Here is a 20,748-nt window from a genome sequence, read left to right as displayed (position 1 = left end):
GCCAGTTAACTCCAGAGCTTGCTCATGTAGTCAGCATGTTAAGCACGATTGTAATAGTTTTGGGAGCAGTGTCTGCACTCTTTGGTGCCTTGATGATGAATGTTCAGAGGGATGTTAAGAAGCTCATCGCGTATTCAACAATCATGCACATGGGTTACCTCTTCATGGCCGTTGGACTTGGTACCCAGCTTGGACTCCAAGCAGCATTATTCCACATTATCAACCACGCAATAGCCAAGGCTCTCCTCTTCCTTGCGGCTGGAATCTTCATTCACGCTGTCGGCTCTAGAAATATCGAGGATTTATCTGGCTTGGGCAGGAGAATGCCGATTGCAACATTCAGCTTGGCAATTGCAACGTTAAGCCTCGTTGGAATTCCACCGCTTAATGTATTCTTCAGTAAACTCTTGCTCTTTAACGCTTTGATGGAGAAGAGCTTTGGCTTAGCTTTGATAATCGTGATTAGTTCAGCAATTGCCTTAATTGCCTACATGCGCGTCTTCTACGTCATCTGGCTAGGAAAACCCAAAGAAGGCTTAGAAACCAAAGAACCACTCAGCATGAGCCTAGTCTGTCTGTTATTAGCATTAATTTGTCTTGCAGTTGGATTAATAGCACCAATAATCCTTGATAAGCTCATAGCTCCCGCAGTAGCTCAAACAATGGACTACAACAGTTACATAAACGCAGTTTTAAGTCTTGCCTCAAAAGCTCTTCACTGATTTACTCTTTTTCTTCAAATTTTGTTGCATGATTAAAACCCAGAATCCAAATAACTAGCAAAACCGCGCCAAACAGTTCTCTCTTGTCCATATTTTAACCTTTGAGCTTAAATTATAAAGCTTTATTGACGCTGATGACCTAAAACCTTAAATATCTTTGCTGAGACCATTAAGATGGACATCTAAACGGAGGCGATAGAAATGGTTGACTACGAGCTTTTAAAGAAAATCGTTGAAGCTCCCGGTGTTTCAGGATACGAGTTCTTAGGAGTCAGAGACGTTGTGATTGAAGCATTCAAAGATTATGTTGACGAGATTAAAGTTGACAAACTTGGCAACGTTATAGCCCACAAGAAAGGCGATGGTCCGAAGGTAATGCTTGCAGCCCATATGGATCAGATTGGTCTCATGGTTACTCACATTGAAAAGAACGGATTTTTGAGAGTTGCACCTATAGGCGGCATAGATCCGAGAACTTTAATCGCCCAGCGCTTCAAGGTCTGGATTGACAAGGATAAGTTCATCTATGGTGTTGGCGGTTCAGTTCCACCCCACATTCAGAAGCCAGAGGATAGGAAGAAAGCTCCAGATTGGGATCAAGTTTTCATTGACATCGGTGCTGAGAGCAAAGAAGAGGCAGAAGAGATGGGTGTTAGGATAGGCACAATTATCACATGGGACGGCCGCTTAGAGAGATTAGGAAAGCACAGACTTGTGAGCATTGCATTTGATGATAGAATTGCCGTCTATACTTTAGTTGAAACTGCAAGAAATCTCAGCGAGACTAATGCAGATATTTACTTCGTCGCCACAGTTCAGGAAGAAGTAGGTCTTAGAGGAGCAAAGACAAGTGCTTTTGGCATTGACCCAGATTACGGCTTTGCGATTGATGTGACTATTGCAGCTGACGTTCCAGGAACTCCAGAACACAAGCAGGTTACACAGCTCGGAAAAGGAACCGCAATCAAAATAATGGATCGCTCAGTTATCTGCCACCCAACAATTGTCAGATGGATGGAAGAGCTTGCTAAGAAGTATGAAATCCCATACCAGTGGGATATTCTCCTCGGTGGGGGAACAGATGCTGGAGCAATCCATCTCACCAAGGCTGGTGTTCCAACAGGTGCAATAAGTGTTCCTTCAAGATACATTCACTCAAATGCAGAAGTTGTTGATGAGAGAGACGTTGATGCAAGCGTTGAGCTGATGGTTAAGGTTCTCGAGCACATCCACGAGCTTAAGATTTGATTTCTTTCTCTTTTTCCTCTGGAAATTCTTGTGGAATGGGAGTTTCTTTTGGAACCTCTTTTAGGGTTTCCTTCTCTATCTTCTCCCATCTGTAAAGGAAGTACGCTAAACCTGCAAGAATCCCTGCAACCATGAATGGAAGCTTTGGAGGTAAGGACAATCCGCGGTGCCATTTATAGAGGAGGAAGTTCTGGTAAAAGAACAGATATGCCAACCATCCAAGGATTAACGCTTCAATGCCACTTTCAATGAGCTTTTTATCTTTTTCTTCCATTTTAGCCCCCTCTTTTAATCTCTGTGAGAAAAGTTAAAAAGACGCATTAATAACTTTTTTGATGAACCAAAATGAGCGATTACTTCCCTTATAAATCACTGCGTCCAAATCAAGAGGAGTTCATTAGGTTAGTTGATGAAGCAGTTAGAAAAGGAGAGAAGTTGGTAATTGAAGCTCCAACTGGTTTTGGAAAAACAATAAGCGTTCTTGCTGGTGTTCTGCCTTATGCCTTGAGCATGGGTTTTAAGGTTGTTTATCTAGCTAGAACTCACAAACAGATGGATAGGGTTATAGAGGAGCTTAAGGAGATAAACAGAATAAATCCCGTCAGTGGTGTGGAGTTTAGGAGCAGAAAAGAGCTCTGCCTCCACTCTTACATTCAAAACTTTGCTCCTGATGCTTACAATGCCATGATTGTGTGTAAAAACCTCAAAAAGCTCCACAAGTGTGACTACTTTGAGAACGTTAAGAAAAAGAAAGATGAATTTAGCGAGATTGTTGAATACTTTCTTAACTCTCCTTCCCAGCCAATTGAGATTCTCCAGTACTCTCAGCTCTTAGAGCTTTGTCCTTATGAAGTTACAAGGAAAGTAGGAGAAAAGGCGAATGTGATTGTTGCAAGCTACCTCTACATGCTCAACCCAGCTATTAGAGATGCATTCATTGAGAGTTTGGGAGTTGATTATGAGGATTTGATAGTAATTTTTGATGAAGCTCACAACTTACCAAATCAAGCTATTGACGTTTTAAGCGATAAGATAACTGTTAACAGCATAACTAGGGCGATAAAAGAGGCCGAAGAGTATAATGAGCATGAGATCGCAAACTTTTTGAGCATCTTCTTAAAAGGACTGGAGAATCTCTACAATGAGCGTTTAAATGATAGGGAAGTTGAGGAAGCCCCCATTCTTCCAGAAAGCATATTCGCTCATGTTTTTGAAATCCTTAACATCAGTGAGAGGCTTTTAGTCAGAATCTTGAGAGAGATGGTTGAAGTAGGAGATGCAATTAGAGAAGACAAAATTGAGAAGAACAAACCTCCACGTTCTTACGTTGGAAGAGTTGGCGAATTTTTGTTGAACTGGCTCTCTGTAATTGGTAGAGAGGATTATCTCTTTATAATGAGCAAGGATAAGGGTTTTTCGCTTGAATTAGTCGCTTTAGACCCTGCTAGGGCTTTGGATTTCATAAACGATGTTCAATCGGCTATTTTCATGTCTGGAACGCTGACGCCTCTTGAAGCTTTTAAAGACATTATGGGGATTGAGAATGCAAAGCTTAAAAAGTTCCCGAGGATGGTCAAGAAAGAGAATGCTCTTGTCTTAGTTGCTAAGGACGTCTCCACAAGGGGAGAAGAGAGAAATCTAGAGTTATACAGAAAAATGGCTGAATACATTGTTGAAGCGGCAAAGCTTATTCCGAAGAATGTTGGTGTTTTTACAGCTTCATATGAGGTCCTTCAAGGTCTCTTATCTGCTAACGTTCATTTGAGAATTGAAGAGGAGGTTGGCAAAAAAGTTTTCGTTGAGAAGAAAAATGCGAGCTCTAAGGAAAACGATATTTTGGTGAACGCATTTAAAGAAGAGGCAAAGAGGGAAGGTGGAGTTTTGCTGGGGGTTATGGGGGGTAGGAACAGCGAAGGGCAAGATTATTCGGGAGATGAAATGAACGGTGTTGTTCTGGTCGGAATCCCATATGCAAGACCTACTCCGAGAGTTCAAGCTCAAATAAGGTATTTTGAAAAGAAGTTCCCAAGAAAGGGAAGATACTACGGTTATTATCTGCCGGCTCATAGGAAGCTTGTTCAAGCAGCTGGAAGAGTTCATAGAAGTGCCGAAGAGAAAGGAGCAATAATTATTCTGGACTACCGCGTTCTTTGGAGCTCGATACGAAAAGATTTACCCGACTGGATGAATGAAACTATGAAACCCGTTAATCTGCCGAGAATGAAGCTCTATTTAAGAAGGTTTTACAGAAATTTGGAAGAAGAGAAGGTCTGAAAGGAAAATCACAGCCATCTCGGCTTAAGCCCTGCCCACTGGCGCATCTTTTCATAAGCGATAATCCTTGGAATGTTGCCCTTCTCTGCTGGTCCTGGGTTCTTCATGTAGAATGCGTTGACTTCATAAACTGTTCCCCATTCCTTCCTCTCAACGGCAATTTTTCCTAGTCTAACTAGGTCAACCAATAGTCCAGCCAAAGCTGGGCTGTCATTGATTCTTCCAGTTATGACAAGCTCATCAACAGCTCCGTTGAAGCTGACATACTCGATGTGCATTGCGATGAACTTCTTGTCTCCAAGGGGTTCAAGGAATCCAGTTGGCTTGATGAAGTGTGGTGCATCATAGCCCAGAATGTCCTTTACAACGCTTGACTTTGTGTATTCTTTGCTCTTGTTTCTGTCTTTGTCTGTCAAAGCTAAGAAGTCTGTATTTCCACCAATGTTAAACTGGGCAATGTCCTTCACGTATCTGTTTCTCTGAGCTAAGTGAGCCAAGACGTCAGCTGTCAATGGTGTTGCACCAGTTGCACCGTCGTCTCCAAAGATGACTAAGTTGCTCTCCTTTGCAAGTTCAAGGAATGCATTGTCGTTTGCTATCAATGTCGGAATTGCATTTACGAAAGCAGCTCCACCAACTTCTTTTGCATAAAGGGCTGCAGCATAAGCGTAAACTTGTGTTGCTGTTAGTCTTTCTCTGTCGTCATTTTCTATAGCTTTGATTAGCTCTTCTTTGCTGTTGAACGGCTTAAATGCCTCAGTTGTACAGACATTGACAATGACATCTGGCTTGAGCTCCTTCCACTCTTCAACAATTTTTTCTACAGCTTCTTTGAGAGTCATCTTGTCCTCTAAGCCTTCAGCCTCAATTGGCAGATTGCGGAGGCTTCCTAAGTGAATGCCCTTCCTCACTACAACGTTTTTGAGGCTCTCCGGGATTTCGTCTTCCCAGTATCTCTTGACAACTTCGTAGAGAGGTCTTCCAATCTTGCTCTTATCAACATCATAAGAACCTACAATCTCAATGTCCTCTACTTTTATTGGTAACTCATTTGCCAGTGGAATTCCGTAGTAGCCTAGATCTCCTCTTTTGATTCGCTCAACCCCTATTGCAAATATGCTTCCAACGTATCCCTGGCCAAGTATAACAACCCTCACCATCGTTATCACCTCCTTTTCTTGCTGTTAATTATTTTATAATAATTAAATACTTTTTGGTTGTAAAATTTGATGGCAATATAATAGTGGAACTCACTGTTCACTAAAATTGTGGGATCAAAGATGTCAAAACTTGGCATGCTGGGTGAAAGTTTGAACTATATCTTTGAACTATATCAAGGAAAAACTTCCAAATTTTATTAATATCACTAGATTTTTAAGGATTTTGCACATTTTTGTGTTGAATACTACACATATGAGTGAGCAAATCCTTTCTAAAACTCTTAGAAGTCCACAAATTTTATAAATAACAAAAGCTGAATAAAATACGGGATTCTCAAATAACCCCTTTTAGAGCCTTTTCGGCTCTGATTTTAAAAACTGCTAGTGGGTGAGGACAATGAAGGCAAGAGCTGTATGGATAATTGCAATGTTGCTTCTTGGAGTGGTTGCCAGTGGTTGTATCGGCGGCGAGAAGGAAACAACCCAAACACAAGCCCCTTCTGCAGAAGTTCAGCTTACTGGAGACTTTACAAAAGACGTGATTGCAATAGGAAAGGTTCTTGAGCAGAATGGAATTAATGAAGTCAAGTTCTCTGCATGGGGTTCAGGTGACCCCAACAGTGTCATGAGAGTCTATGGTATTGTTGAAGCAGCGAGAAGAATAAACAAAATCTGGGCGGACAATGGAATTAAAGTGAAAATTGTGATTACAGACACGCACTATGTTGCCTCCTTCCAAGATGCCTATAAGGAGTACCTCAGCAAGCAACCACTTGGACAGGCTGGAGACTTCTTCGTGAACTCCTATGCATTCCTCCCAACACTGGCAGATGAAGGCTACGTTCTTGACATAACAGACTATGCAAACGCCTACAAGAGTGTCATTGATGACTTCTATCCATCACTCATAGAGGCTTCAAAGTTCAATGGAAGGCTTTATGGACTGCCACAGGACACAGAGGCAAGACCACTCTACGTTAGAAAAGACGTTGCTGCAAAAATTGGACTTGATGTGAGCACTCTTCCTGAAAAGGTGAAGAATGGAGAGTTCACATGGAGCGATGTCTATTACTGGGCTAAGAAGGCTAAAGAGAGCGGTGCTGCTGAGTGGGGATTGATTCACAGAAAGGGTTCAGCCCACCCAGACCTGATACAGTTCATCTTCGCCTTTGGTGGAAAGCTCTATGACGAGAAGACTGGAAAGCTCGTCGTTGATGTTCCAGCTGTGTATAAGTGGCTCTATGTTGAGTGGAAGTTTGCCCAAGATGGCTTGCTTCCAAAGGACATAATGAGCTGGGACTGGGCTAAGCAGATTCATCCAACAATTGTTGAGGGAAGAACACTCTTCGATATAGGTGGTACATGGTATTGGACAGAGTGGCAGACCAAGCAGTACTATGCTAAAGGCAGTGGGGAGCCAAGAGGACTCAAGCCCGAAGAAGTGAAAGAGTGGTTCGCTTATACTTTATTCCCAGCTGGTGAGAAGGGAGGCAAGCCAGTGACACTCAGCCAGCCCTTCGTCTGGATGATCAACTCAAAAGCTGGTGCACAGAATCCAAAGTACGACGAGCTTAAAGATGTTTACCACAAACTTGCATTCCTCATGCTCATAAAGGCAAGCGATCCAGACATCAACGCAATCCACAGTGTTATCTCAGCACACCTCCCAGTTAGAAAAGAGGCAGCAAAGCTTATCAAAGACGAGAAGTGGCTCAATGACTTAAAGAACCTCAACCTCGATTTGGATCAGACAGTTAAAGACAACATCAAAGACATTGTCCAAGCAACAGTCAACCCAATCAACGCACAGTTCTTGGCAGATGTCAGCTACATGCTTGAATACACGCACTTAGCTCCAGCTCATCCAAAGTACCCAGCACTGGCAGACATCTTCAAGGAAGCAGTTGACAAGGTTCTCAGAGGCGAAATGACACCAGAAGATGGAGTTAACTACATCATCCAGAAAGTTAAGGCAGACCCAGAGCTTGCTCAAAATGTCGAAATCGTCGGAGAGATTCCAAAGGACTGGAAGTTCCCACAGTGAAGAGGTGAGAACATGAATAAAATCAATAGGGAGAAGTTTACAGCCCTTTCCTTTTTTCTTTCTCCAATGATTTTGATGGTTGTGCTGTTTTACTTGGTGCCTTTAGTTATGACCGTTTACATAAGCTTCACTCGAATGAGGAACTGGAACGTTGAGAAATATCTCACAGAATTTGTCGGATTCTACAACTATCAAAGACTGTTTTACATGTTCCAGCACGACCCAACTTTTAAGGCTGTAATTTTAACAACTGTGGTTTTCGTTGGGATTACGCTCATCATTAACGTTTTTGGAGGTTTAGCGTTAGCTTTAGCTACTTTCTTCATAAGTGAAAAGCCAGCTTCAAGTTTTAGGCTCCTCTGGCTTCTGCCGAGAATGTCCCCAATTGCTGTTTACAGTCTTGTTTGGTATTATTTCTTCCATGGGAGTGAAATTGGAACATTAAATTCAATTTTAATGAAGCTTGGGGTAATTTCTCAGCCAATTCCTTGGGGTCAAACTGTACCTTGGGGAGCTTGGAGCATAATTATTTTTGTGAATGGTCTTGTTGGTGTTAGTTTTGGTATGATAGTCTTCACATCAGCCTTAAATCAGATTCCAAAGGAGCTTATCATTGCTGCGAGGGTTGATGGTGCATCAGCTTGGGAAATTTCAAGAAAAATCCTAATTCCCCTCACAAAGTGGCACTTCCTCTATGTTTTAACATGGCAGTTCTTAAGTTTGCTCACAACATATCCGCACATCTTCCTTCTAGTCCAGTGGGACTTAGTGAACAAAGACTATGGAACTACCCTTGCATTATATGTATTCAACACAGCCTTCGGTAGAGGAGAGCAAGATCAAGGATTAGCAGCCGCTGCAGCAGTGATTCTGTCAATCATAGGCATAATCGGAGGTTTTGTAACTTTAAAAGTTCTACAATTTGAGAAAATGATGAAAAGGCCAAGAGGTGACTTCTGATGAAGGACGTAGAAACAAGACCAAGCAGGTATGAGTGGATAATCATCCTTGCAATCCTCTTCGCAAGTTTGCCTTTGATCCTTGGCTTTTCTCTATTAGTGCTTTCAAGCTTCAGCAAGGAGATGCTCACCAACTTAGATTTGAGCTCATTCCGCTTTACTTTGGAAAACTGGATTAATGTGTTCCAAGGGAAACTAGCTACAACGGGTGGAATAAGGACTAACATATTGAAAGTTACATTCAACACGCTTGTAGTTGCCTTAGGAGTGGCTGGAGTTGTAACTTTTATTAGCGCTTTGGCAGGCTACTCGCTCTCAAGAATTGACTTTAGGGGAAGAAAGCACATGATGGTTCTGCTGCTAATTTTACATGCCTTCCCCGGCGTTGCGTTGATTGTTGGTGTTTATCTGCTCTACCGTTTAACCTTTCCACAGAGTCCAGATATAATAAGGCTCTATTCATTCTTCTACGTAATCTTAGCGAGGGCAGCTCTCGAAATTCCAATGTCTGTCTGGTTAATGAAGGGCTTCTTTGACACAATACCATGGGAATTTGAGTGGTCGGGCATAATTGACGGAGCCTCAAGGATAAAAGTCTGGTGGAAGATCATGCTGCCTTTAATCAAGCCGGGCATATTGGCAGTCGCTTTGTTTGCATTCTTGGCTGGCTGGCAGGACATAATCTACGTGAGAACCTTCCTCATTGACCAGACTTTAGCAACATTCATTGAAGCAAACATTGAGGCTGAGTATTCTCACATGCCCCTAATAGCTGCTGCCGGAACTCTCTATCTGCTCCCGACGATAATATTCTTCCTTACGGCGCAGCAGATATTACTGCAAGGTTATTCGGGTGGAATCAAAGGTTGAGGTGGTTGAGATGGTTAAGATTATCCTCAAGGAGATAACCAAAAAATTCGGAGACTTCACGGCTCTAGATAATATTAATCTGGAGATTAATGATAGAGAGTTCATGGCTTTGTTGGGCCCGTCAGGAAGTGGAAAATCTACTCTGCTATACACAATAGCCGGGATTTACAAGCCGACAAGCGGGAGAATTTACTTTGACGATCGAGATGTTACAGAGGTTCCACCAAAAGACAGAAATGTTGGCTTAGTCTTCCAGAACTGGGCGCTCTATCCCCACATGAAAGTTTTTGACAACATAGCATTCCCCCTTGAGCTGAGAAAAGTCCCAAAGCAGGAAATTGAAAAGAAAGTGAGGGAAGTTGCAAAGATGCTTCACATCGAGAACTTGCTCGACAGATATCCATGGCAGCTCAGCGGTGGTCAGCAGCAGAGAGTTGCAATAGCGAGAGCTTTAGTTAAAGAGCCGGATGTTCTGCTCTTGGATGAGCCTCTGAGTAACTTAGATGCTCTGCTTAGAATTGAGGTTAGAGCTGAGCTGAAGAGATTGCAGAAGGAGTTAGGCATTACGGCAGTTTATGTTACCCACGACCAAGCTGAGGCATTGGCAATGGCCGACAGAATAGCTGTGATTAGGGAAGGGAAGATACTCCAAGTAGGGACTCCAGATGACGTCTACTACAAGCCAAAATACAAGTTCGTTGGAGGATTCCTTGGAAATCCGCCCATGAACTTTGTTGAAGCGGAGGTTGAAAATGGTTACTTAAGGGTTTATGAAAGCAGGATACCTGTTCCTGCTCAGTATAAGGAGCTGATTGAAAAGCTCGACATAAAGGAAGTGCTCCTTGGATTTAGACCGCATGATGCAGAGGTTGTAAAGGGCATCAGTGAAGGGTTAGTTGGAGAGGTTTACTCTTTCGAACCTCTTGGGAGGGAGCAGATAGTTACTGTCTCCGTTGATGGGGCTTTTATTAAAGTGTTTGCACCAGAGGGAGAGCACTTCACATTTGGAGAGAAGGTAACAGTGAAGATTAGGGAAGACAGAATCGTTCTGTTTGATAAAAAGACAGAAAAAGCTCTGGAGTTTTTGGTTTAACCTCTCTTATTTTTCCATACTAGGTACATTGTCGCCGCTATTCTAAGATTTGTTAAGATCGCTAATAGAGTAAAGAGAGCTTTTATTTGCCCAGCTAAGCAGAATAACATTGTTAGGAATATCCTCTCGTCCCTCTTTCCGATAAGGTATCGCATTGTGGATATTTCTTTGTAAATGTCGCTTCCATATGCTGCCTTATAGCGCTCCGTTGAATAGCTCACCATCGCAGAGCCAAAGATTGCTGTCACAGCTATCGCCCACCAGAGAGGTTCTTTAATTGTAACGTAAGCTAATATCAACAAAAATGCGAAGTCCACGTATCTGTCAAGGATTGAGTCAACATAGCCGCCGAATCTGCTCGTCTTCATGCTTGCACGTGCAATCTCTCCATCAACACCGTCAAGGATAGAGCTTATTTGATACAGAATCCCAGCCAGGGAGATGCTAATAAAATTCACTAGGGCTGATAAAATGCCAAGCAAGAAAGTTACAACGGTCATCTGGTCGGGAGTAACGTGATCAACGAGGAGAGTGCTTATCCTCGTGGAAATCTTTCTGTTCAAATGCCTTGATATGAAGCCATCTCCTTTCCCTTTTATAGAGGTCTGAACTATCAGCTTCCTAGCTTTTTTAATATCCTCTGGAGTGTCAATGTCCATCCAGAAAAATCCACTCACAAAAGTTACTTTGAGCTTTGCCCTTTTCACAATCTCACTCAGCTCAGCTTTTCCTTTTTCTGACAGAATTTCATCAGCAACCTCAAATATCTCAGGAGTTAAAACAAAGAATCCAGTATCAATGGCATCGAACTCCTTGAGGTGCTTTCCAAGGTCTTCCACATGGCGGTCTTTGATTTTAACCTTAGTTGCCTCATCAATGCTAATATATCTTGGGGCTTCATCAACTATTAAGCCCTCTCCTTTTGCTGCTTTCACAAGAAATGCTCTCTCATAAATATGATCACTCATTACAAGGATGAACCTTCCATCAACCCAATCTTTGGCTAGATAAAGTGAATATCCATTGCCTTTCTCTGGATGTTCGTTTATTATTATTATTATTCGAGCATTAAAGCCGTTCTTCTCAGCAAATTTCCTAAATTTAGTCTCGTATTTTGGATTCGTGATGATTATGAACTCCCTAACGCCTAGTTCTTGAAGAACTTTCATAGTTCTATAAAGGATTTCTCTCCCAGCAACTTTTAGAAGGCCTTTGGGAGTTTCTTCAGTTAGCTTTCCTAACCTTGTCCCAAGTCCAGCTGCAAGAATTACTGCCTTCTCTGGAACCATTGGATCACCCCCAAGCTTTTTTAAGATGCATTGAGAATCTTATTTTGATACCAATATTAAATTCACTAAAGGTTAATTTAAAGCTTTCGGGTGAGAATATGAAAATAGCAGCTTTATTTTCGGGAGGAAAGGACTCAACTTATGCCTTATATTGGGCAATGCAGCAGGGATTTGATGTAAAATATTTGGTTAGCATTCACTCTAAAAGTGAAGAGAGCTATATGTATCATGTCCCGAACATTCATCTGACAGATTTGCAGGCTGAGGCGATAGGGATTACCCTAATCAAAGGATACACCACTGGGGAAAAAGAGAAGGAAGTTGAGGATTTGAAGAATGTTCTTGAAGGATTAGACATTGATGGAGTTGTTGCTGGAGCTTTGGAGAGCGAATACCAGAGAGTTAGGATTGAGAGGGTTTGTCATGAGCTTGGGTTGAGAAGCTACACTCCTCTCTGGCACAAGAACCCAGAAATGCTTTTGAGGGACATGCTGCATGCCGACTTTGAGATTGTGATAGTTGGAGTATCTGCTTACGGTCTGGATAAGAAGTGGCTTGGAAGGATTATTGATGAAAAAGCCATTGAGGAACTTAAAGAGCTGAACAGAAAATATGGCATTCACATTGGAGGGGAGGGCGGGGAATTTGAGACCTTCGTTAAGGATGCGCCATTCTTTAAAGCGAAGATAGTTTTTGATGATGTTGAGAAAGTTTGGGACGAATACACCTATTCAGGAGTTTTGGTTGTTAAGAGAGCTCATTTGGAATGGAAATAGGGGTTTGTCAATAGCTTTATTTTTTGAACTGTCGATTCTAATTTTGGTGAGACTACATGATTTTTGTTGGCACTTGTGGCTTTTGTGAAGCCCGCAAAAGATACTTCCAAGATTTTAAGACAGTTGAAATTCAACAAACTTTTTACCGAATTTTGGAAGAAAAGACCATCAAAAAGTGGAGGAGCGAAGCACCTGAAGGATTTGTGTTTTCAATCAAGGCTTTTCAGGGAATAACACATCCAGCCAATAGTCCAACATGGAAGAGGAGCAACGTTAAGCCAAGCAAAGATGTTGGACTTTTAAGGCCTATTAATGAGGTCTTCAAGTATTGGGAGATAACACTCAACGAAGCAAGAATTTTGAACGCACGGTTCATTTTAATTCAGCTTCCCAAAAGTTTTAAGGAAACCGAGGAAAGCTTTGCCAATGCAGAAAAGTTCTTCTCAAAGATAAGCAGGGACATTGAGATAGCTGTTGAGCTTAGAGGCTGGAGCGAGAAGGGGATAAAGAAATTCGTGAGAGAATTTGATGTCATTGATGTAACAGACCCTCTCATCAGAAAGCCGCTCCACAGAGGAGACATCAATTACTATCGCCTTCATGGGGCATACGAAAACGGGAGGATAAGTTACAAGCACAAATATACTGATGAAGAGCTTGAAAAGATTGCAGAACGAGTGAAAGAGTGGAACAAAAAGGAAAGCTACGTTTACTTTAACAACGTCTATATGTGTGATGATGCGAAGAGATTCAGAGATTTAATATAAGAAATGGTGTAAAGTAAGGGTGTCAGAACCACGAGGCTTCATCATCACATCAGCCAAGGGTGGGATCATCATCTGAAGCCTCGGACAGTACCTCCCTCATCACCCTTCAGGTCGGATCCAGCTCCTCATCGGCCAAATCCAGGCTTCCTAACATTCAGCACTTCTCTATTCACAAGTGTCGGCGGAACTTCACCTTTAGCGAAGGCTATCAAATTCCTTGCAACAAGCTCTGCCATTGCATATCTTGCTCCATAAGTTGCACTGCCTATGTGGGGAGCGAGAGTTACATTCTTCAGCTTGAAAAGCTCCTCATTATAGTAAGGTTCTTCTTCAAAGACATCTAAGCCCGCTCCAGCAATCCAGCCCTCTTCGAGAGCTTTAATCAAGGCTTTTGTATCAACAACCTTTCCTCTTGCAATATTGACAAGTATTGCCGTTGGCTTCATGAGCTTCAAGCGCTCCTCGTTTATCATATGGTAGGTTTCATTTGTTAATGGAACTGCTAAAACCACGAAGTCGCTCTCCCTAAGCAGCTCATCTAACGGTTTAAACTCAGCTCCAAGTTCCCTCTCTTTTTCAGGCTTTCTTGTGCGAGAATAATAGAGGATTCTCATGTTAAAGCCCTTGGTCCTTCTCGCTATCGCCTGCCCTATTCTTCCAAATCCTATTATTCCGATTGTCTTTCCATAAACATCATAGCCGAGATACATGAGCGGATGCCATGCAACTCCTCTTTTCTTCCATTCTCCACTCCTCACAAATTTATCTGCATCAACTAAATGCCTTGCTGTTGCTAAAAGCAAAGCCCAAGCAAAATCTGCTGTAGCTTCGGTTAAAACGTCTGGCGTGTTGGTTACATAAATTCCTCTTTTCGTCGCCTCTTCAATGTCAATGTTGTCATAGCCGACAGCGTATTGGGCAATGATTCTAAGCCTTGGAGCATTGTCAAGGATTTCTCCGTCAATTTTGTCGCTCAGCAGAGTTACTAAGGCATCAACATTTCTAACTTTCTCAAGCAGGACTTCTCTCGGGGGCTCATTTTCATCTCTCCAGACTTCTACCTCATAATACTGTTTGATCATATTGATTCCAGTCTCTGGAATTTTTCTGGTGATGAACACCTTGGGTTTCTTCATGGTATCACCACTCTTATATTTTCGCTTGTACTTTTGTATGGGCAAAATATTAATATCATGATGATATATATCTTAATGCTAAGATTCTCATTGGAGGGGGTTCTCATGGACTATAATAAATTTTTGGCTGGAAGGGCCAACTGGATTAAAGGGTCAGCACTAGCAGAAGTTATGAAAAAAGCTGCAGAGCTCCAGAGCAAAGGGAAAAACCTCATCTCTTTAGCCGCTGGAGATCCGGATCCTAATTTAATTCCGAGAGAAGTTTTGGGAGAGCTTGCAAAGGAAGTTTTGGCTAATATTCCCAGCTCTGTCATGTACACCCCAGCAAATGGAATTCCTGAACTCAGAGAAGAGGTTGCTAAATTTCTCAGAAAGTATGAGCACATAGAGGTTTCTTCAGAGGAGATAATAATAACTGTAGGAGGCACTGGAGCTCTTGATTTGCTTGGAAGAGTTCTTATCGATCCTGGAGATGTTGTAATCACTGAGAATCCGAGCTACATCAATACAATACTGGCGTTTGAGCAGCTTGGGGCGAAAGTTGAAGGGGTTCCTGTTGATAGTGAAGGTATGGAAATAGATGCTCTCCAGGAAAAGATTAGAGAGCTTAAGTCAAAGGGTCAGAAGATAAAGTTCATATACACAATTCCAACAGGTCAGAATCCCATGGGAATTACGATGAGTGAAGAGAGAAGAAAAGCCCTCCTTGAAATCGCGAGTGAGTATGACCTTTTGATAGTTGAGGATACAGCATATAATTTCATGAAATACGAAGAGAGGGAAATAAGACCATTGAAGGCGCTTGATAAAGAGGGAAGAGTCATTGTGGCTGGAACACTGAGTAAGGTTCTTGGAACAGGTTTTAGGATTGGGTGGATAATAGCGAAAGGAGAGATCAGGGATAAAGTCCTGATGGAGAAGTCTCCAATAGACTTCTGTGCTCCAACAATTTCTCAATACATTGCCCTGGAATATTTGAAGAGGGGATATTTTGAGGAGTACCATCTAAAAAGAGCACTCCAAGGTTATAAAGAGAAACGAGATGCCATGATAAACGCTCTCCAGGAATATCTGCCTAATGCAGAATTCACGAAGCCAATAGCTGGAATGTTTGTTATGCTGTTTCTTCCAGAAAATGCTGACGGAATGGCCTTTGCAAGTGAGCTGATGGAGAGGAAAGGGGTTGTTGTGGTCCCAGGAAAGCCGTTCTACACAGATGAAAGTGGAAGAAATACAATAAGGCTCAACTTCTCAAGACCAAGCAAAGAGGACATTGATGAGGGTATAAAGAGGCTTGCAGAACTCTATAATGAGAAATTCTAAGGTTTCGATATTCTTTTAAGCTTTCCTTTCAACTTTTTCCCATGAAAGCTCAAGGCTACATTGAAGAGATGAGCGATGAAGGGTTAGGTGTTTTAAAGGCTGAAAAGCCAATTTATGTCCCCTATACTGTTGTTGGAGACTTTGTGAAAGTTTACAAAACAAGAAGGAGATTTGGGAGGATTATAGCTGAGAACTTTGAAGTTGTTGAGTTCTCTCCACTTAGACAGACTCCAAGATGCATACATTTTGAAAAATGTGGTGGCTGCTTGTGGCAGCATATAAAGTATAAAGAACAGCTGAAGCTTAAGCAGGAAAATTTTAAGGAAATTACAGGCATTACAGCTGATATCAAAGGCTCACCAAAGCTCTTTGGATTCAGGAATTTGAGCAACTTCATTGTAACGACTCATGGGATTGGATTTAAGGAATATGCCAAACCCTTAAGCATCGTTGATGTCGAAGAGTGTCCTGTATTTTCAAGTAAAACTTGGGAATACTTGGGGACTTTAAAGGAGTTTATGAAGGAAGAGAATCTTAAAGCTTGGGATTTAAAAAGGAAGAGAGGAGATGTCCACTACTTGAGCGTTAGAGAGGGCAAATCTACAGACGAAGTCATGATAAACCTTATAGCCCACATTAAGCCGAATGAAAAGCTTGCGGAAGCTTTTAGGGACTACTTCCCCTTTGCAGATTCCCTCCACTGGAGCTTTAAAGCCGATGAAAGAGATGACCCAAGAGGAGAGTCACACCTTATAGCTGGGGAACCTTACATCCGCGAAAGGATTGAGGATGTGGTTTATCTAATTCACCCGAACAGTTTTTTCCAGGCAAATTCTTATGCCCTGTCTTTGTTGTTGAAAGCTGTTGAGGGCTTCATGGAAGGTGAGAAAGTTCTAGACTTATATTCGGGAGTTGGGACTTTTGGGATTTGGCTGGCTAAGAGGGGCTTTAGGGTTGAGGGAGTTGAAGTTAATCCCTTTGCAGTTGAGATGGCGAACAAAAACGCCGAACTCAACGGTGTTGATGCAGTTTTTAGAATTGGGAAGGCAGAAGAAACGCCAATCGGAGATTACGATACTGTTGTAGTTGACCCTCCAAGGAGAGGGCTTAAGGAAGCTGCGGAGCTCTTAGCAAAGAGTAGCATTGAGAACATTATTTATGTTTCCTGCAATCCAAAGGCTTTCAAGCTTGACTATGAGAAACACTTAAAGAAGGCTTACCAGATTGAAGATGCTGTTTTAATCGATATGTTTCCGCATACGCCGCACGTTGAGGCCGTTATAAGGCTGAAGAGGATATAGCAGTTATTACAGCCATAACTCCGATGAGCAGAAAATGATTTGAAAAATTGAAAAATATCAAAAACGGCAGCAAGCTAAAGAGCCGCCCAGAACGGATCTTCTTTAGCTTTAACTTTCCCGATCATCTTTAACGCTTTAATGTCAGTCTCATCGAGCGTGTCCCTAAGTTCCTTCACAAGCCTTATCGCGTCGTCTCTGCTTAAATCAACATAGAGAATCTCTCCGGGATGGATATGCCTGCCCACTATTGCCCCATCTATGGCTATCGCAACAGCTTCTCCCTTCTTTGCCTCTTGGAGGAAGTCATTCTTTGACTTGATGGACTTAATAACGCCAACTTTTTGTCCATTCTGCTTTATCAATGTATAGCCAGGCTTAATTCTTCCCTCAAGGACTTCAATACCAACTATTGCTGGATGACTTCTCCTGAAGACGTAACGCTCATCTGGGAACAGTCTTATAACGCCGGGGAAAGTTGTCTTAGCTAGCAGCTCTTTTTTCCTCTTCTCTTCTTCTGCTTTTACCCATGCTTCGTAGTCCTCAATTATCTTGTAGATAACGTTTCCAACGAAGATGGGAACACCCTTGGCTTTTGCTATCTCTTCAGCGTCTTCGTTAATTTTGACGTTGAATCCGAGGACAACGCCGTAGAGAGGCTTTTCCTCTTTTACGCTTAAAGCCTCCATGACGTCGGTCTTGCTTATGTTCCCAACGTCAGCTTTCCTGATTGGAATGTTCTTCTCCTGGAGCTCTTTGCTGAGAGCCTCCAAGCTTCCAAGGGTATCAGCCTTAACTATTACACCAACCTTGTCCGTGCTTATCACAACGCTCTTAATCTGGTTTAGAATTTCCTGCTTTGCTTTCTCGATCTCTTCCTCGCTCCTGCATGCTATCATGGGTGAACCTGCTAAAGCCTCTTCTAAATTGGGTGCGGCTATCTTAACACCTGCCGCTGCCACAACTTCATCAACCTGATCAAAGCGGAATCTTGGGTCTCTAATCTCATCCAAGGGCTTTGGCTTGAGCAAAGCTCTGATCTTCGTTACAATTGCTTTATCTTTCCCACCGACGACTATGGTATCGTCTTTATGAAGGGTTCCATCATAAATTATGACGTCAATTGTGGTTCCCAATCCTGGCTCCTCCCTAACCTCAAGGATCGTACCCCTCGCTGGACCCTCAACCTCAATCTTGAGCTTCTGTTCTAAGTATTTCTGGGATAAACCCGCTATGAGGACTAAAAGCTCTGGAACGCCTATGCCATACTTAGCTGAAATTGGAACGATAGCCAGCTCACGTGTGAAGTCCTGAACCCTGTCGAACCTGTTCGCCTGGAAGCCCATCTCGTAAAACTTTCCAATAAGCTCCCAGAGTTTTGTTTCAAGCTCTTGTACAGCTCTCTGGTCTTGCTTTTTGATGTTTACCAAGAATGGTTCCCACTCTTGAATTTTCCAGCCCTTAATTCTGTCAATCTTGTTTGCAGCAACTATGAAAGGCGTTCTATATCTTCTCAGGATTTCAATGCTCTCAATTGTCTGAGGTTGAAAGCCCTCATTTATGTCCACAATGAGAATAGCTAAATCAGCTAAGCTACCTCCTCTTGCTCTCAAGCTTGTGAAAGCCTCGTGACCGGGAGTGTCAATGAACAGCAAGCCAGGAAGCTTTATCTCGCCTTTCCAGAGCTTTAAGAGAGGTCCAGCAATTTGCTTAACAACATCGATAGGAACTTCAGTTGCACCTATATGTTGGGTTATTCCTCCCGCTTCTTTGGCAGCAACATTTGTTTTACGGATTTTGTCAAGTAGAGTCGTCTTACCGTGATCAACATGACCAAGAACAGCTATAATTGGTTGTCTAATTCTCTTCATTTTCCCCACCTTCTTGTCATTTTGTCAAATTATTAAATGAGCGCCATCTTAGTGTAGGCTCCAAGCTAATTTAAAAAAATGGCTTTTAAAAGTTTGGTAGAAAAGAAAATTTACTCAATCCACTCGCCTTTTTCCTTATCCCAGTGCGTCTTGTAGAACCAGTCAGCGGCTTTTGAATATTCGAAAATTTCTTCAGGCTTAAAGTAGAGGCTGATTTCTCTCTCTGCGCTCTCTGGACTGTCACTTGCGTGAATGACATTGTAAATTGCATCTCCAACATCCAAACCCAAATCGCCTCTGATTGTTCCGGGCTCTGCGTCTTTTGGATCAGTTGCACCAGCCATCTTTCTCACAACGCTGATAGCGTAACGACCTTCAACGACCATGACAATGCTGGGAGCCTTTGTTATGTAATCAATGAGAGCATTGAAGAATGGCTTCCCTTTGTGTTCAGCGTAGTGAATCTCTGCCAGCTCTCTATCAATATGAATCATCTTCATTCCAACGATTTTAAGGCCTTTCTTTTCAAATCTTGAAATGATTTCTCCAATTAATCCTCTAACAACGGCATCTGGTTTTATTATAACTAGAGTCCTCTCAACCTTATTGTCAGCCATTGGCAACACCAGAAAAGCTTAGCATGAAGTGTTAAAATGCTTTTTGGTATTAGGGGTTGGCTTCAGAAAAGTTTGTGATAAAGCAGAAAAAGTAATCAAAAATAAAAGCTCACTCTCCCTTTCTGCTTTTTGCTCTCTGGAGCTTTGCCTCTTGATATGCCCTTGTCCACTTGAGCTTCCTTGGGTTTCTTCCCATGAGGAAGTACTTCTCACACTTGCTTGAGCAGAAGAAGAAAACTCTGCCATCGTTTCTGACGAACATCTTTCCTGTTCCTGGCTCGAATTCCTTTCCACAGTATGAGCAGACGTTCCACCTTGCCATTTACATCACCTTGCCTTAATCTCTCTTGCTTCTCTTTCAGTCTCTCTGAGAATGACAATGTCGCCAACTCTCACTGGACCTTTAATGTTTCTTCTGATAACTCTTCCCTTATCTCTGCCCTCTAAAACTCTAACTTTAACCTGAGTAACGCCACCCGTAACTCCAGTCCTTCCGACGATTTCAATAACCTCAGCAGCGTATCCTTCGTCGCTCATTCCTCACACCTCTATGATAGCTATAAAAAACCTCACTCAATGACCTTTAAATCTTTCGATGAATATGAATGTAAAGGGAAGGAGGAGGGAGCTCACTTCATAAGCTCCCTAACCTTCATAGCGATTTCCTCAACAAGCTCACGAGCCTTACCAGGCTCGATTATAGCAACGCTTGCCGCTGCAACTTCAATACCAGCAGCAGCTCCAAGCTCCTTCTTGCTTGGAACATAAATGTATGGAATCTCCTTCTCCTCACAGAGTGGTGGTAAGTGTGCAACAATCTCCTCTGGGTCAACGTCCTCAGCAATGATAACGAGCTTTGCTTGTCCTCTCTCAACAGCCTTTGTTGTCTCGTTTGTACCCTTCCTTATTCTTCCGGTGTCTCTTGCAATCTCAACAGCCTCAAGGGCCTTCTCAGCCAACTCCTTTGGAACCTCAAACTTCACATAACTTGGCTTTGCCATTTCACATCCCTCCAAACTTCATCGTTCATCGAGCTGTCAAGATAGCAAAGGAGAATTTAGTTTTTAAACCTTTCCCTAACAGACTTTGCTTGCGCAGAATCAAATGCTTACTCGCTAAAGTGCGTTAAATCCTCTAAAAACTCAACAGAAAAACAGTTTGAGTGGCCGGCGGCGTCCCCGGTTTCCCGCCCCCTCTCGGAGGGCAGTACACCCGGGATCGCTGGCGGGCTTAACTTCCGGGGTCGAAACGAGACCGGGTGTGGCCCCGCCGCTATGGCCGCCGTACCGATACATACCTTC

The 20,748-nt window shown here is 42.5% G+C and carries 20 protein-coding genes and 1 rRNA gene; 11 read left to right on the top strand and 10 right to left on the bottom strand.

The features are described 5' to 3' along the window. Both E3E24_RS12210 and E3E24_RS12205 read left to right on the top strand, forming a co-directional pair. Positions 1-722, top strand: a 722-nt coding sequence (locus E3E24_RS12210) for a proton-conducting transporter membrane subunit (protein WP_304940804.1), incomplete at its 5' end; no start/stop codon positions are given. Between the two features lie 201 nt (positions 723-923). Further along, entirely contained in the window at positions 924-1,970 is a 1,047-nt protein-coding gene (locus E3E24_RS12205; RefSeq protein ID WP_167886009.1) for a M42 family metallopeptidase, read from the top strand. Here E3E24_RS12205 and E3E24_RS12200 read toward each other — a convergent pair. After that, positions 1,960-2,244 carry a hypothetical protein gene (locus tag E3E24_RS12200; RefSeq protein WP_167886008.1) on the bottom strand — a complete coding sequence of 95 codons (285 nt, stop codon included), beginning with the start codon at positions 2,242-2,244 and terminating at the stop codon, positions 1,960-1,962. The two genes, E3E24_RS12205 and E3E24_RS12200, sit on opposite strands and share 11 nt — an antisense overlap. A gap of 71 nt (positions 2,245-2,315) precedes the next feature. Here E3E24_RS12200 and E3E24_RS12195 point away from each other — a divergent pair, with 71 nt between their 5' ends. Beyond that, a complete protein-coding gene (locus tag E3E24_RS12195) occupies positions 2,316-4,244 on the top strand; it encodes a helicase C-terminal domain-containing protein (RefSeq protein WP_167886007.1) in 1,929 nt (642 codons plus the stop codon). Positions 4,245-4,252: 8 nt separating this feature from the next. Here the strand turns inward: E3E24_RS12195 and E3E24_RS12190 are convergent, their stop codons facing one another. Next, a complete protein-coding gene (locus tag E3E24_RS12190; RefSeq protein WP_167886006.1) occupies positions 4,253-5,404 on the bottom strand; it encodes an inositol-3-phosphate synthase in 1,152 nt (383 codons plus the stop codon). A gap of 397 nt (positions 5,405-5,801) precedes the next feature. Between E3E24_RS12190 and E3E24_RS12185 the strand changes: the two genes are divergently transcribed. The 4 genes from E3E24_RS12185 to E3E24_RS12170 are packed head-to-tail and all read left to right on the top strand — an operon-like array spanning position 5,802 to position 10,370. Further along, on the top strand, positions 5,802-7,448 hold the full coding sequence (locus E3E24_RS12185; protein WP_167886005.1) for an extracellular solute-binding protein: 1,647 nt from the start codon (positions 5,802-5,804) through the stop codon (positions 7,446-7,448). A 12-nt stretch (positions 7,449-7,460) separates the two neighbouring features. Beyond that, entirely contained in the window at positions 7,461-8,408 is a 948-nt protein-coding gene (locus E3E24_RS12180; protein WP_167886004.1) for a carbohydrate ABC transporter permease, read from the top strand. Further along, positions 8,408-9,277, top strand: coding sequence for a carbohydrate ABC transporter permease (locus E3E24_RS12175; protein ID WP_167886003.1), 870 nt, complete (start codon positions 8,408-8,410; stop codon positions 9,275-9,277). The genes E3E24_RS12180 and E3E24_RS12175 overlap by 1 nt, the downstream gene beginning before the upstream one ends. 10 nt (positions 9,278-9,287) lie before the next feature. Continuing rightward, a complete protein-coding gene (locus tag E3E24_RS12170) occupies positions 9,288-10,370 on the top strand; it encodes an ABC transporter ATP-binding protein (protein ID WP_167886002.1) in 1,083 nt (360 codons plus the stop codon). On the opposite strand, the gene E3E24_RS12165 is transcribed toward E3E24_RS12170, so the two are convergent. Next, complete coding sequence (locus E3E24_RS12165) at positions 10,367-11,659, bottom strand: bifunctional L-myo-inositol-1-phosphate cytidylyltransferase/CDP-L-myo-inositol myo-inositolphosphotransferase (protein ID WP_167886001.1); 1,293 nt, start codon at positions 11,657-11,659, stop codon at positions 10,367-10,369. The genes E3E24_RS12170 and E3E24_RS12165 overlap by 4 nt on opposite strands. A 98-nt stretch (positions 11,660-11,757) precedes the next feature. Between E3E24_RS12165 and E3E24_RS12160 the strand changes: the two genes are divergently transcribed. Further along, positions 11,758-12,435 (top strand): TIGR00289 family protein, encoded by a 678-nt coding sequence (locus tag E3E24_RS12160; protein WP_167886000.1) that lies wholly within the window; start codon positions 11,758-11,760, stop codon positions 12,433-12,435. A gap of 56 nt (positions 12,436-12,491) precedes the next feature. Continuing rightward, complete coding sequence (locus tag E3E24_RS12155) at positions 12,492-13,202, top strand: DUF72 domain-containing protein (protein WP_167885999.1); 711 nt, start codon at positions 12,492-12,494, stop codon at positions 13,200-13,202. A 125-nt stretch (positions 13,203-13,327) separates the two neighbouring features. Here E3E24_RS12155 and gyaR read toward each other — a convergent pair whose 3' ends face one another. Further along, positions 13,328-14,338, bottom strand: a complete 1,011-nt coding sequence (gyaR, locus tag E3E24_RS12150; protein WP_167885998.1) for a glyoxylate reductase — start codon at positions 14,336-14,338, stop codon at positions 13,328-13,330. Between the two features lie 105 nt (positions 14,339-14,443). On the opposite strand from gyaR, the gene E3E24_RS12145 reads away from it, so the two are divergent. Together E3E24_RS12145 and rlmD are read left to right on the top strand one after the other, a co-directional pair. Then, positions 14,444-15,661: a PLP-dependent aminotransferase family protein gene (locus E3E24_RS12145; protein ID WP_167885997.1), complete on the top strand. Its 1,218-nt coding sequence runs from the start codon at positions 14,444-14,446 to the stop codon at positions 15,659-15,661. A 41-nt stretch (positions 15,662-15,702) separates the two neighbouring features. Continuing rightward, positions 15,703-16,962: a 23S rRNA (uracil(1939)-C(5))-methyltransferase RlmD gene (gene rlmD / locus E3E24_RS12140; protein ID WP_167885996.1), complete on the top strand. Its 1,260-nt coding sequence runs from the start codon at positions 15,703-15,705 to the stop codon at positions 16,960-16,962. 74 nt (positions 16,963-17,036) lie between these two features. Here rlmD and infB read toward each other — a convergent pair whose 3' ends face one another. The 6 genes from infB to rrf all read right to left on the bottom strand — a co-directional run bounded on the left by infB (position 17,037) and on the right by rrf (position 20,733). Continuing rightward, positions 17,037-18,830, bottom strand: a complete 1,794-nt coding sequence (infB, locus tag E3E24_RS12135; protein WP_167885995.1) for a translation initiation factor IF-2 — start codon at positions 18,828-18,830, stop codon at positions 17,037-17,039. A 110-nt stretch (positions 18,831-18,940) separates the two neighbouring features. Then, on the bottom strand, positions 18,941-19,447 hold the full coding sequence (gene ndk / locus E3E24_RS12130) for a nucleoside-diphosphate kinase (protein WP_167885994.1): 507 nt from the start codon (positions 19,445-19,447) through the stop codon (positions 18,941-18,943). 109 nt (positions 19,448-19,556) lie between these two features. Continuing rightward, positions 19,557-19,769, bottom strand: a complete 213-nt coding sequence (locus tag E3E24_RS12125; RefSeq protein ID WP_167885993.1) for a 50S ribosomal protein L24e — start codon at positions 19,767-19,769, stop codon at positions 19,557-19,559. Positions 19,770-19,774: 5 nt separating this feature from the next. Beyond that, the gene (locus E3E24_RS12120; RefSeq protein WP_013467393.1) at positions 19,775-19,984 is read right to left on the bottom strand and encodes a 30S ribosomal protein S28e; all 210 of its coding nucleotides are present in this window, start codon (positions 19,982-19,984) and stop codon (positions 19,775-19,777) included. Between the two features lie 92 nt (positions 19,985-20,076). Then, positions 20,077-20,448, bottom strand: coding sequence for a 50S ribosomal protein L7Ae (rpl7ae, locus tag E3E24_RS12115; protein WP_042681141.1), 372 nt, complete (start codon positions 20,446-20,448; stop codon positions 20,077-20,079). A 163-nt stretch (positions 20,449-20,611) separates the two neighbouring features. After that, positions 20,612-20,733 (bottom strand): 5S ribosomal RNA (rrf, locus tag E3E24_RS12110). Positions 20,734-20,748: the final 15 nt, after the last annotated feature.

It is taken from the genome of Thermococcus sp. LS2 (genome assembly GCF_012027375.1).
GTDB lineage: Archaea > Methanobacteriota_B > Thermococci > Thermococcales > Thermococcaceae > Thermococcus_B.
The sequence above is the reverse complement of the archived record's forward strand: the minus strand, read 5'-3'. Positions and strand labels throughout refer to the sequence as shown.

Excerpts from the sequence above, each read along its gene's own strand:
- E3E24_RS12205 (WP_167886009.1), top strand. The coding sequence starts at position 924 with ATGGTTGACTACGAGCTTTTAAAGAAAATCGTTGAAGCTCCCGGTGTT.
- E3E24_RS12200 (WP_167886008.1), bottom strand. The coding sequence starts at position 2,244 with ATGGAAGAAAAAGATAAAAAGCTCATTGAAAGTGGCATTGAAGCGTTA.
- E3E24_RS12195 (WP_167886007.1), top strand. The coding sequence starts at position 2,316 with ATGAGCGATTACTTCCCTTATAAATCACTGCGTCCAAATCAAGAGGAG.
- E3E24_RS12190 (WP_167886006.1), bottom strand. The coding sequence starts at position 5,404 with ATGGTGAGGGTTGTTATACTTGGCCAGGGATACGTTGGAAGCATATTT.
- E3E24_RS12185 (WP_167886005.1), top strand. The coding sequence starts at position 5,802 with ATGAAGGCAAGAGCTGTATGGATAATTGCAATGTTGCTTCTTGGAGTG.
- E3E24_RS12180 (WP_167886004.1), top strand. The coding sequence starts at position 7,461 with ATGAATAAAATCAATAGGGAGAAGTTTACAGCCCTTTCCTTTTTTCTT.
- E3E24_RS12175 (WP_167886003.1), top strand. The coding sequence starts at position 8,408 with ATGAAGGACGTAGAAACAAGACCAAGCAGGTATGAGTGGATAATCATC.
- E3E24_RS12170 (WP_167886002.1), top strand. The coding sequence starts at position 9,288 with ATGGTTAAGATTATCCTCAAGGAGATAACCAAAAAATTCGGAGACTTC.
- E3E24_RS12165 (WP_167886001.1), bottom strand. The coding sequence starts at position 11,659 with ATGGTTCCAGAGAAGGCAGTAATTCTTGCAGCTGGACTTGGGACAAGG.
- E3E24_RS12160 (WP_167886000.1), top strand. The coding sequence starts at position 11,758 with ATGAAAATAGCAGCTTTATTTTCGGGAGGAAAGGACTCAACTTATGCC.
- E3E24_RS12155 (WP_167885999.1), top strand. The coding sequence starts at position 12,492 with ATGATTTTTGTTGGCACTTGTGGCTTTTGTGAAGCCCGCAAAAGATAC.
- gyaR (WP_167885998.1), bottom strand. The coding sequence starts at position 14,338 with ATGAAGAAACCCAAGGTGTTCATCACCAGAAAAATTCCAGAGACTGGA.
- E3E24_RS12145 (WP_167885997.1), top strand. The coding sequence starts at position 14,444 with ATGGACTATAATAAATTTTTGGCTGGAAGGGCCAACTGGATTAAAGGG.
- rlmD (WP_167885996.1), top strand. The coding sequence starts at position 15,703 with ATGAAAGCTCAAGGCTACATTGAAGAGATGAGCGATGAAGGGTTAGGT.
- infB (WP_167885995.1), bottom strand. The coding sequence starts at position 18,830 with ATGAAGAGAATTAGACAACCAATTATAGCTGTTCTTGGTCATGTTGAT.
- ndk (WP_167885994.1), bottom strand. The coding sequence starts at position 19,447 with ATGGCTGACAATAAGGTTGAGAGGACTCTAGTTATAATAAAACCAGAT.
- E3E24_RS12125 (WP_167885993.1), bottom strand. The coding sequence starts at position 19,769 with ATGGCAAGGTGGAACGTCTGCTCATACTGTGGAAAGGAATTCGAGCCA.
- E3E24_RS12120 (WP_013467393.1), bottom strand. The coding sequence starts at position 19,984 with ATGAGCGACGAAGGATACGCTGCTGAGGTTATTGAAATCGTCGGAAGG.
- rpl7ae (WP_042681141.1), bottom strand. The coding sequence starts at position 20,448 with ATGGCAAAGCCAAGTTATGTGAAGTTTGAGGTTCCAAAGGAGTTGGCT.